Here is a 10,637-nt window from a genome sequence, read left to right on the forward strand (position 1 = left end):
CGGCACCTGCTAAAAAATAATAATTCCGGCGATGGCCGACAATAAGATAACGGTAAACGGATGAATTTTGAAATGAGTCACAGCGATGAGGCAGCCCACACAAATTACTACGGTTCCAAGCATAGTCCAGCTCAGTAACGCCTCTGTCCGGCCACCCAGTCCAAAATGATAGGCTGCATAAATAATCAATCCGGTGATAACCGGCCGCAAACCATAAAAAGATGATTTGACCCAGGCATTCCCTTGAAGCTTGAGAAAAAAAGCGGCTATCACAATGACGATAATCAGCGAGGGCAAAATGATGCCGGTCGTCGATGCGACCGCCCCGGCAATACCCGAAGTCGTGTATCCGATTAAGGTAGCTGTATTCGTGGCAATAGAACCCGGAGCCATCCCTGCCAAAGCTACAATCTCCTCAAATTGCCCGCTGTCTACCCAGCCCTTGCTGGCTACTTCCCGCTGAATTAACGTCATTACCGCATATCCCCCACCGAAGGAGATACAGCCGACCTTTAAAAATACAAAGAATAAATGCCAAAGCATACCCAGATCCCCTTAGATGTAGTATTCAGGAAAGTTTAATTCCTGCTTGGAAGCAGCAGATGGTGCTTCGGTCCGGATGGACAATCCCATCATTCGTTTCATGATCACAACCGCTATGCCGACAAGCGGCCCACCAAGAATAAGATAAAAAGGAGGAATTCCGGTAAACAAAAGCAGGGACAGCGCAGTTGCCAAAATGAAGAGGGTCGGGACATCAAGTATGGAGGATTTACCCATTTTGAATGCGGCCATAATAATAAGAGCGACTACAGCAGCATGTATGCCTTTCAGTGCAGCTTCCACCTTATCATTATCTTTAAAAAGAGCGTAAAATAGACTCAGAACAAAAACGATTACGAAGGTTGGCAAGGTGATGCCGGTGACAGCAGCCACTGCTCCGGGCACTCCTCCCAAACGGTATCCGATAAACGCAGCGGAATTTACAGCAACACCGCCTGGAGCTGACCCGGAAATAGACACCATATCGCCCATTTCCGATTCCTCCATCCAGCCTTTTCTATGCACAATTTCCTGCTCAATCGTTGCAATCATGGCATATCCGCCCCCGAAAGTAGAAGGGCCGATCCGAAAGAAAACCCCGAAAATTTGCGGGAGCATCTTGATTTGTTCTTTTAATTTAGTATTCATCCCTGCCACCCTTTTCATCTTACATCTCACATCTCACATCTCACATTGAATATTTGGATAATCCTATTATAGCACATTTATTCATTTTGATTTTAAGTTCAGGATACTTTCATGAAATCAAATAAACATAATCCAATTCCCCCTCCAAAACAGCCTTTTACAGGTTAAAAAATATCTTTTTGATATTATCTTGATTATTCCTATCATATTTACTGGAAAAGTAACCAGGATCCCGTTATACTGGATTTATCCCGACCTACCAGCTTGGAAATGGAGAGATAAAACTTATGATAACCCGCTCTAACCCTTCGATAAAAAAGCAGCTTTATAATAGAATCTCCTATCTTGGGACCGTGTCCAAAGCCGATTTGCTCAAAGACTTTTCTTTGACCAGCAGCAGCATGACCCGACTGCTCGAAGAAATGCTTGCGCAGGGAACCATTTTGGCATCCGGGCTGGGAAACTCCACTGGCGGGCGAAAGCCTACTTTATTTCAGACTAATCCTTCCTACCGTTATGTTTTCGGACTTGAAATATCGAGGATCTACTCCACGCTGGGGTTATATGATATGCATTTAAATGCTTTGTCTGTTGTCCGCTTAAAGATGGATAAAGGCATGACACCTGAACGTTTTGTTGACCATGTAACGAAAGAAGCCAAAGCTTTTCTCCTTACCCACAAACTCTCTGTCCAAGATGTGCTTGGTATGGGCATTGGAGCTGTGGGCCCGCTTGACCAGAAAAATGGCGTGATCTTAAAACCCGAGTTTTTCCCTTCGGATTCCTGGAGGAACGTTCCCATTTGCGCGATGATTGAAGACCGGCTGCAGATCCCGGCCAAATTGGACAATGGAGCTAACACGGCTTTAATTGGGGAACATTGGGCGCTGAAGGATGAGAGCATTCAGCATGTGTTATACATCCATGCAGGCATAAATATCCGTTCAGCCATGATTTCGGAAGGACAGGTATTACGGGGGGCTGTCGATACCGAAGGGGCTGTCGGGCAGATGATTATTCAGACCAACGGACTAAGGCTCCGCAATCAGGGCAACTACGGGGCACTGGAAGCTTATGTCTCGATCCTGGCACTGGAGGACCGGATTCGAACCCAGCTTAAGATGGGACGCAGCAGTCTGCTTAGCGGTCTCCCCCCGGAAGATGTAAGTTTTGCTGCTTTGATCGATGCTTTGTCTGAGGGAGATCCACTGGTTGAAGAGCAGTTTACAGAAACTGCCGCTTATCTCGGAATCGGATTGGCCAACTTGATCAATGCACTGCATCCGGAGTACGTTATTCTGGGAGGCGCTCTTGTGAATGCCCACCCGCTTGTATACAATACTGCACTTGAGATCGCCAAAAAAAACACATATCACTACCCCGAGTACAGCCCGGTCTTCTCCCAAGGAATGCTCAAAGATGAGGCCGTCGCTACCGGTGCGGCCATTCTGCTGCTTCATGAATGGGAAGGCTAAAGCCACGCACTAAGAAACCCAAACTCCTTGCACAGGAGTTTGGGTTTCTTTTATGTTTCCCTGGAGCTACTCTATATCTGCCGCACAACGAAAACCTACATTGCCTGCCGAGCTGTCCGGTGTATTTTTACTACGTGCCGCCACTCGGTATCGATTGCAATAAGATCTATGACATAGATAGGAGCCGCCCCGCATCGATTTCTGGTCCCCTTGCCGGGAGCCTTTCGGATTGATGCAATCCGAAGTCCGGTGATAACGCATATCGAACCAATCTGCACACCACTCCCATACATTCCCGGACATGTTATACAGTCCAAAGCCATTCGGCTCGAAGACGCCGACCGGCGCGGTGCCTGTGTATCCATCCAGAGCGTCATTTTGAACAGGGAATTTCCCCTGCCAGATATTGCACATATGCTTCCCTTCAGGCGTTAATGCATTTCCCCACGGATATTTGTTCTGCACTAATCCTCCACGCGCCGCGTATTCCCATTCCGCTTCTGTAGGAAGGCGTTTGCCGGCCCACCGGCAGTAAGCCTCCGCATCATTCCATGAGACATGAACAACCGGGTGATCCATCCTTCCCTGAAGGTTGGAGTCCGGCCCTTCGGGATGCCGCCAATCCGCTCCCTCTACTGCTCGCCACCAGGGAACCTCCACCACTATATTTGCCGTATTGGAGAGTTCCTCCTGCTTCAGGAACAAGTGGAATACAAACGAGTTTCCGAATTTTTCCGCATCCGTACGATAACCTGTAGAATCGGAAAATTCAGCAAACTGTTGATTGGTCACCGCATACCGTTCCATTGAAAACCCAGAAACCGTGACTTCCCTTACAGGTCCTTCACCGTCCATAGGAAACCCCTCTGTATCATCTGTTCCCATCAGAAATGTCCCGCCTTGCAGCCTGATCATGTCATTCTGGACCGGAATGGGCCGCCCCGTTTCGCGAGGTACCGGTACAGCGTTCCCGGCCCGGAGTCCTCCACTCATTTTGAGCCGTTTAGGGGTACAACAGGCCGGAGTAACTGTTTTTTGTTATTTCCCACGTTTTTTTCTTCCCTTTCAGAAAGAGGATAGGGTTATTATAACATCATAAATTCATTTCGGAATAATCATTAATAGCTTAAGATTGGACATGCTATATAAAAGAAATCCAATACGATTTAATCCTTAGTATTGTAATTTCCTCCGTGTGTTTATACCTTTTATATCAAGCGAACTTGATACAGGCGGGCTATACAAAACCCAATATGATCTGGAACAGGAGGACACGGTGCTTCTGGTGTATTTCATGCAGTATAATCACTCCGGGAGAGCTTAAAAGTCAATTCTAATGTATTTCGTACATTGGAAAATTAGAAAACAAGGTCTTACTAGTGTTTCTGATGCAGAAAATGCAGTCAAAAGCAAAATCCGGCCAGTTTATCTGCAATCTGCTGCACAAAATGCAGTCTACGCCAAAACAAATAGGCTTCTCACTAAGTTCAATTCAGAACTCGTGAGAAGCCTATTTTAGTTCAATCCATGGCCAAAGGTATTTCCGCTAACGGAAACCTTTGATGCATAAGGCTTAATCAGCCTTGTTACATCATGCCGCCCATCCTTCAATCAGTTAAACTGAGTTTAACATGGTTTAATAAATCGCTTATTTTTAAGGATTCTTGATGTGAACGAAACAATTAATGAAATGCAGTTTAACCTACTGAAAGATAGAATGTGATTTTTACGTGATTTTACATTCATTTATTTGGCTCCTGATCGGCCAGGCAACTTCAGTTCCTTCTATTATAATACAATCTTATATTAAATCTTCGGAACCCTCCCCGTCAACCGCAGCACTTCCAGCTTCCGCTGCAACACCAACACCAGATCCAACGCCTACACCAACAGCAACTCCTGTCTCAACGAGTTCACCAGAACCAACGCCTACAATCACACCAAGTCCTACACCAATTGGTACGATTCCCGTGATGCAGGAAGAGGTCCTGGGCTTTATGGAATTGATAAGCACTCTAACAACAAAGGTCCCTTTAAGAAGCGCAAAGATTATGTTGTCTTTGATAAGATCCTCACTTTTGAAGTAAGTGAATACACTGTAACCAAATAGAGCTATCCAACACTTACCTCCTCTATCCAACGTAGCCAAGCGCTATAATTGGATACAGGAATGATCAGTCTATTGTCCCATTGTACATTATTTCTCCATGCCGCTTCTGAATTCCCTAAAGCCTTTAGGTGTTTTTCCTTGGTCTTTTTTAAAGGACTGGATGAAGTGATTTACATGATTGAAGCCCACTTTGCGGGCAATCTCGGTTATTGTATCATCCGTGGATACCAGTAGTTCGCAGCTTCTTCTGATCCGGTATTTAATAAGATATTCATACGGCGTCATACGAACCGTCTTCTTAAAACTTCGCGTACATTCTGAAATGCTCAGATGCGCGCTATCAGCAATCTCACTTAGCGTTATAGGAATCGAGTAGTTCTTATGGATAAAACTGAGCATGAGTTGCAATCTTTCCTGCTGCCGCTTTGCGTGTTTGGGCGCTTCCTCTTTCGGGAGAGCAAGGTTGGATATTAAGATGAACCAGAGCTGTACAGTTTTAATCGAAATTTCGTATTCCCATCCCCATCTCTTTTTCATATTAAATACACTCCTCATGTCCCAAAGCATGTCCAATACTTGCTTTTCCCAATTCGCTTTTCCTGCAATAACGGTTGAAACGAGAGATGAGCGGGTGTATGGAAGCACATAGTTCTCCTCCATAGTACTTTCCGAGTGGAAGCCGATCAGCTTTTCGGGAAAGTTAAAACTTACATATTCACCGTTATGACTCAGCTGTGTCGTGACATGAAGAATCCCCTTGTTGATTAGGATCGCCTGGCCAGTATTTAACTCATAATCGATTCCGTTTACTTGAATCACCAATATACCTTTCGTTACCAACGTGATTTGAAGTTCTTCATGCCAGTGCAGGTCGTTAAATCCTCGACCTTCAGGAATGCTCGTATAAAGCGTATGTGTGTACATAATGTAAGGAAACAAACGATCGGGATACGCGATTTTCTCATGTAGCGGCTTTGACATTCAGAAACCTTCTTTCTACGGCGATATACCGATATTATCTAGTGATATATTTACACAAAAAAGCAGATAATGATGATATTATTATATCAAATATAATATGGCTTATCACTAAATCCTGTGCACAGACGTTTGGATAAGACCTCTTGGAGGCTTCTATGTGAAAAAACACAACTCGTCATTACTACTTCATCCTTACGTACTGCTTTTTATCGCCATTTTGTCGGTTTCCATTTCTTCGATCATGATCAAATCTTCGGATACGCCAACAGCCATAGCTGGTATGTACAGGCTCTATATTTCAGCTATCATCATGCTTCCTTTCATGCCTTGGAAAAAGATCCGCTCCTTAAGATTGAATGCAAAGGAATGGGGCAACATTTTTCTGGCCGGCCTTCTGCTAGGACTGTATTTCTTATTTTGGATGGAATCGCTTGTGTATACTTCGGTGGCAAGTTCCATGGTGATCCTGGCGTTGCAACCGCTGTTTGTCATGATTGGTTCATATTTTATATTCAGGGAAAGAGCCGGCATGTTGAGCGTGCTTTGCTTATTGACCGCGCTTCTAGGCTCAGTCATTATCGCCTGGGGAGATATCGGGGTTTCAAAAGAAGCGCTGATTGGGGACGGGTTGTCTTTAATTGGAACTATACTGGTTTCAGCTTATATGCTAGTCGGACAAAAGTTGAGCCAAAAAATTGATGCGAATTTCTATAGTGTCTTGGTATTCTTTCTCGGAGGAAGTGTTCTTCTCGTCACCAGCATGCTGAACGGCTTTTCCTTAACCAATTACGATTCTTCGGACTGGACGTATTTCCTACTGCTTGCGATTGTTCCCACGATATTCGGTCAGTATATTTTCAATAGGCTGCTTAAGTCGATAGGAGCTACAACGGTGTCTGTAGGCATTATTGGAGAACCCGTTTTGGCTATCATGCTGGCTTATATCTTCTTGAGAGAAACCATCTCCGTCTTTCAATTTGTAGGCGGATTGATAACGTTGCTGGGTATGCTGATGTACTTTTGGCGGCAATCCTTGCAATATTCAGCGGAGAAGCGGTCTTTGCATTAATTGGCGCCGAAAAACAGGGAATTATACAGAGGAGGATATCACTATGACAACATTTGAGGACTTTTTAAAATTGGATCTTCGTGTGGGCACAATCATCAAGGCCGAATTTTTTTCAAAAGCTAAAATCCCAGCTATTAAACTGGAGATCGACTTTGGACCGGAAATCGGCGTTAAAACTTCCAGTGCGCAAATCACCAAGAGATATGCTGCTGAAAATATCGTCGGAAAACAAATCGTAGGAGTCGTCAATTTTCCGCCGCGCCGCATAGCGGGATTCAATTCGGAAGTTTTGGTTCTGGGCGGACTGCCCGAACAGGGAGATGTCGTGCTGTTGAAGCCGGATTTCGATCTACCCAACGGAACGCAAATCGGATAATAAAGGCAAAACAACCCCGCCGACCACTTAAGGTTGACGGGGTTGTTTTGCTATACTTTCATTTATGCTTATAGTTAGTATTGATCTACGCTAAAAGTCAGGATTTTATCGAATATCACATAATCTTTACGATTGGTGAATGGTCCTTTATTATTCTCATGTTTATTGATTGCGTATGAGGCAGTTCCAGAACCCGACTGTTTGCTCTCGTACCAGGAGATAAAAGCATTCACTTCATCCATACTCAGGTCAAACTCTTTTTCAAGGCCGGTATTCATAGTTACTACAAGGATTGCTCTGTCACCTGTTGGTTGCTCAGGCGTAGGTGTCACTGTTGGAGTTGGCTCAATGGTTGGTTCTGGTGTAGCAGTAGGTTCTACCGTTGCAGTTACTGTTGGCTCTATTGTTGGTGTAATATCCGGTGTTACGGTCGGTGATGGCTCTGGAATCGCACTGTATAAATTCACCTCAGCAACATGATATGTAGTACTCCCCTGCTGGAATAACTCAAATTTTTTAACGCCTTCAATTGGACTAGTTAGGTAATGAATTTGATCATCACCTACATTAGGGCTCAAATTAATTTGAGAAATCAATGAACCGGCACTGTTATAAAATTTAATATATACTGGCCCCGCATCATAATTAGTTACATGAACTTTATAACTGTTTACCGTTTGAGCATTTTGAAATACGTATGCAAGTACGTCTACAACACTTGAGTCTGATCTTTGAGTGACCATGTCAAACACAGTTGTATTGTCATTATCGGTCACTTTCGTGGTGTTTCCAAGTATATTAGAAATGCTAGAACCAGTTAACATCGTTACTCCATCCAATAATCCCACAGGTTGTTCTGCTGCTTTTGTAGCTCCTGGTATAAACACAAACAAAAACGTACATAAGACCAAAAATCCTGCTATTTTCTTTTTCAAAAAATCCATCTCCTTTAATATGTATGCATCAAGCCTACACTAATAAAGGGCGAACAAACAGTCTGTTATTCGACAAATTTTTACAATACAATTGAGAGTTATAAAGGTAAAATGTGGATAGGCAAAGGTTATGACATACTTAAAAATTTGAGGTGTACCTATGATAGATAAGGAAATAAGAAGAGAACTTCGCGCTGCCGTTTCAAAGGGAGAACAAATCGTGGTCTTTTTATCGCATAATGGCGAGCGAATCAAGGGAGTTGCAGATCTTTCAAATGATCCAGAAAGAATAAAAGTCAATACGGAGGAAGGGCCTGTATGGGTGCCGATAAATGAGGTTGAGAGTGTATCGAGGGTAATCAGGTTGAAGATTGAGGGGAATACTGAATAATAAAAACAAACCCGTCAGGCATACGCCCGGCGGGTTATTTTATGTATGCTCTGAATTCAAAACGTTCTCGGACAAAATGGGCACCAGCTATCTTGATGGAATCTGGTGTTTATCCCTCTACAATCCCGCCGTAATCCATCAGGTGGCCATCCGGGTCCGGTTCCTCACGGTACCATACCGACACCTTAGATTGGGTCAGCGTTGCCGTCAGAAAGTCTGTATCGCTCTCGAGGACTTTGTATGTAGTACTCAAATTTGTCACTCCTTAAACTCAACACAACGGATGTAAGAATCTAATTGAAAATCTTTATTGTTTTTTAGAAAATCGTTCTTTTTCTACAACTTCATAAAGATAATTATCTAAAGCATTTCCACCAGACAGATATTTTATATGGGCTTTAAATTCTTCTATGATACAAAATAATTCATGAATCCTCATATCCACAACATCTTTATTACATTCAATATTCATAGGATCAGTTTCTTTATATCCAGAAATTAAAAGAAACAGCTCATTAATTCTTCCTAAAAACTCTTTTAGACCTTTGATCAAATCATCATGGAGCCAAATCTCATATGATTGAATTAGACTCCTAAGTTCTTTGACTTCTATCGATATTTCGAATTCTTCCAATTTCTTTGCCTGTATAAACTCATTTCCCTGTCCATAGAATTGCATTAGATAATTTTCAACTTTAACTAGAGCGGGTTGAATTTTTGAATGAACCTCTTCTCGTATACCTAGTTGAATATTTAAAAGACTCTGTTTTCTATCCTCTTCTAATTTCTCTTTCTTTTCTTTTCTTTCTTCCTTTAATCGATTTTCTGTAATGTAATAATTCACAATAGTTCCAATGAGTAATACTAAAACTGTAGTAGCTGAGGATATAGCGGCACTCCATATGTAATTAATAGATTATAACCTCCTTCACAATTTTCTTCTTTAAATTTCAACAAACAACCAATTTATTCCTCTAAACTAAACCAAAAAAGCCCACCAGCCGAAGCCAGTGGGTAAGTGTGCCATCTATTCCTTGTCAGTATACCCCTTGCCTGCATCCGGGTTGCTTACGATCCCCAGCACCACTAAGATACCCAGGACCGCATTAACCGCCGCTGTAACCTCATCATATTTTTCCGGGGCCAAATGCATCCCGAAGATAACTCCGATTGTCTGAATGCTCAGCAGCACATTTTAGCTCCCGAGTATTTCCGAAGGTAAGGTTGACGGGATACGTTTTTGATTATGTACGTATAAAATCCGCCAGTATCTACTGACGGATATATACTATGGGTGCAGCCATACAGAGCGGTTTGAAGCTTAGACAAAGAAAGTATTAGATATGATTACCAACAAGATAAACAGGACCAGAATTGCAGCGGTAGAAGTAAATCCACCATATCCCCCAGTACATTCACCCATTACAGTATCACCTTATAATTGAATAAGACTTACCATATGCAGGATTTCAAAATAATAACTAACAAGATATAAAGTACTAAGATTGCACCTGTCGACGTAAAAGGACTAATACATTTTTTTTCATGGTCACATCCATATCCCCCAACAACTCCACTCATTCGTTATTCCTCCTTTGTAATTGAATACAATTTAGAATATGTGGTATTTATAATCGTGCTTGGGCAAATAGGAATAGAAATCCCAAGCGTTTGGGAATTTACTTTGTGATATTGACCGTCTTTGTCGCTGCATCATACGTGACTACAGCTCCCAGGGCCTCTGCCACCGCCCGCGCCGGGGTATACGTCACACCAGCATCCAGTACGCCGTCTGCCACCTTCTTGCCGTTGACCAACACACTAACCTTTAAATCCTTATACACCTTGTCGCCCTCCTTTAACTTTACGACCACCGCCGCCTTAAACGCCGTCCAGCCTGTCCATTTACCGCCATCATACATCAGTCTTGGACAAATCTTGCCGCTCCAGTCAAAGTGACGCCGGAGCCGATCTATGCCCCATCCGCGCTCTTTGAGCATAGATGCAACCAGCCCGGCTGCATTGTCCAGCGTCTTTGTGTAGTCGCCGGACTCGCATATCTCAACACCGATGCTCGTCCGGTTACCCGACTTGGCGCCGCTGCCGTCT

Annotated in this window: 16 protein-coding genes; 4 read left to right on the forward strand and 12 right to left on the reverse strand. The window is 43.3% G+C overall.

Going from position 1 to position 10,637, the window contains the following annotated elements; all coding sequences use genetic code 11:
• Positions 1 to 9: 9 nt before the first annotated feature.
• Both IEY53_RS25680 and IEY53_RS25685 read right to left on the reverse strand, forming a co-directional pair.
• The gene (locus IEY53_RS25680) at positions 10 to 543 is read right to left on the reverse strand and encodes a chromate transporter (RefSeq protein WP_189030063.1); all 534 of its coding nucleotides are present in this window, start codon (positions 541 to 543) and stop codon (positions 10 to 12) included.
• A 12-nt stretch (positions 544 to 555) separates the two neighbouring features.
• Positions 556 to 1,191, reverse strand: coding sequence for a chromate transporter (locus IEY53_RS25685; protein ID WP_189030064.1), 636 nt, complete (start codon positions 1,189 to 1,191; stop codon positions 556 to 558).
• A 287-nt stretch (positions 1,192 to 1,478) separates the two neighbouring features.
• On the opposite strand from IEY53_RS25685, the gene IEY53_RS25690 reads away from it, so the two are divergent.
• The gene (locus IEY53_RS25690; RefSeq protein ID WP_189030065.1) at positions 1,479 to 2,666 is read left to right on the forward strand and encodes an ROK family protein; all 1,188 of its coding nucleotides are present in this window, start codon (positions 1,479 to 1,481) and stop codon (positions 2,664 to 2,666) included.
• A 66-nt stretch (positions 2,667 to 2,732) separates the two neighbouring features.
• On the opposite strand, the gene IEY53_RS25695 is transcribed toward IEY53_RS25690, so the two are convergent.
• The 3 genes from IEY53_RS25695 to IEY53_RS25705 form a co-directional block, all read right to left on the reverse strand.
• Positions 2,733 to 3,659, reverse strand: a complete 927-nt coding sequence (locus IEY53_RS25695; protein ID WP_189030066.1) for a formylglycine-generating enzyme family protein — start codon at positions 3,657 to 3,659, stop codon at positions 2,733 to 2,735.
• 808 nt (positions 3,660 to 4,467) lie between these two features.
• The gene (locus IEY53_RS25700; protein WP_189030091.1) at positions 4,468 to 4,815 is read right to left on the reverse strand and encodes a hypothetical protein; all 348 of its coding nucleotides are present in this window, start codon (positions 4,813 to 4,815) and stop codon (positions 4,468 to 4,470) included.
• A gap of 48 nt (positions 4,816 to 4,863) precedes the next feature.
• Entirely contained in the window at positions 4,864 to 5,757 is an 894-nt protein-coding gene (locus IEY53_RS25705) for an AraC family transcriptional regulator (RefSeq protein WP_189030067.1), read from the reverse strand.
• Between the two features lie 157 nt (positions 5,758 to 5,914).
• Between IEY53_RS25705 and IEY53_RS25710 the strand changes: the two genes are divergently transcribed.
• Positions 5,915 to 6,826: a DMT family transporter gene (locus IEY53_RS25710; protein WP_189030068.1), complete on the forward strand. Its 912-nt coding sequence runs from the start codon at positions 5,915 to 5,917 to the stop codon at positions 6,824 to 6,826.
• A 43-nt stretch (positions 6,827 to 6,869) separates the two neighbouring features.
• Positions 6,870 to 7,202, forward strand: a complete 333-nt coding sequence (gene csaA / locus IEY53_RS25715) for a chaperone CsaA (RefSeq protein ID WP_189030069.1) — start codon at positions 6,870 to 6,872, stop codon at positions 7,200 to 7,202.
• A 74-nt stretch (positions 7,203 to 7,276) separates the two neighbouring features.
• On the opposite strand, the gene IEY53_RS35360 is transcribed toward csaA, so the two are convergent.
• Positions 7,277 to 8,137 (reverse strand): ran-binding protein 10, encoded by an 861-nt coding sequence (locus IEY53_RS35360; protein ID WP_229696354.1) that lies wholly within the window; start codon positions 8,135 to 8,137, stop codon positions 7,277 to 7,279.
• A gap of 160 nt (positions 8,138 to 8,297) precedes the next feature.
• Between IEY53_RS35360 and IEY53_RS25725 the strand changes: the two genes are divergently transcribed.
• Positions 8,298 to 8,528 (forward strand): hypothetical protein, encoded by a 231-nt coding sequence (locus tag IEY53_RS25725; protein ID WP_189030070.1) that lies wholly within the window; start codon positions 8,298 to 8,300, stop codon positions 8,526 to 8,528.
• Between the two features lie 109 nt (positions 8,529 to 8,637).
• Here IEY53_RS25725 and IEY53_RS25730 read toward each other — a convergent pair whose 3' ends face one another.
• The 6 genes from IEY53_RS25730 to IEY53_RS35955 all read right to left on the reverse strand — a co-directional run.
• The gene (locus IEY53_RS25730; RefSeq protein ID WP_189030071.1) at positions 8,638 to 8,781 is read right to left on the reverse strand and encodes a hypothetical protein; all 144 of its coding nucleotides are present in this window, start codon (positions 8,779 to 8,781) and stop codon (positions 8,638 to 8,640) included.
• Positions 8,782 to 8,835: 54 nt separating this feature from the next.
• Positions 8,836 to 9,372: a hypothetical protein gene (locus tag IEY53_RS25735; protein ID WP_189030073.1), complete on the reverse strand. Its 537-nt coding sequence runs from the start codon at positions 9,370 to 9,372 to the stop codon at positions 8,836 to 8,838.
• A gap of 183 nt (positions 9,373 to 9,555) precedes the next feature.
• Positions 9,556 to 9,720: a phage holin gene (locus IEY53_RS25740; protein ID WP_229696355.1), complete on the reverse strand. Its 165-nt coding sequence runs from the start codon at positions 9,718 to 9,720 to the stop codon at positions 9,556 to 9,558.
• A 129-nt stretch (positions 9,721 to 9,849) separates the two neighbouring features.
• Positions 9,850 to 9,951: a YjcZ family sporulation protein gene (locus tag IEY53_RS35365; RefSeq protein WP_229696356.1), complete on the reverse strand. Its 102-nt coding sequence runs from the start codon at positions 9,949 to 9,951 to the stop codon at positions 9,850 to 9,852.
• A gap of 29 nt (positions 9,952 to 9,980) precedes the next feature.
• Positions 9,981 to 10,109 carry a YjcZ family sporulation protein gene (locus IEY53_RS36175; protein ID WP_373293937.1) on the reverse strand — a complete coding sequence of 43 codons (129 nt, stop codon included), beginning with the start codon at positions 10,107 to 10,109 and terminating at the stop codon, positions 9,981 to 9,983.
• A 98-nt stretch (positions 10,110 to 10,207) separates the two neighbouring features.
• Positions 10,208 to 10,637 (reverse strand): stalk domain-containing protein (locus tag IEY53_RS35955; protein WP_308424259.1); only part of this gene is annotated, 430 nt, incomplete at its 5' end.

Origin of the sequence: Paenibacillus albidus (assembly GCF_014644435.1) — a bacterium.
In the GTDB taxonomy this organism is placed as follows: domain Bacteria; phylum Bacillota; class Bacilli; order Paenibacillales; family Paenibacillaceae; genus Paenibacillus_AQ; species Paenibacillus_AQ albidus.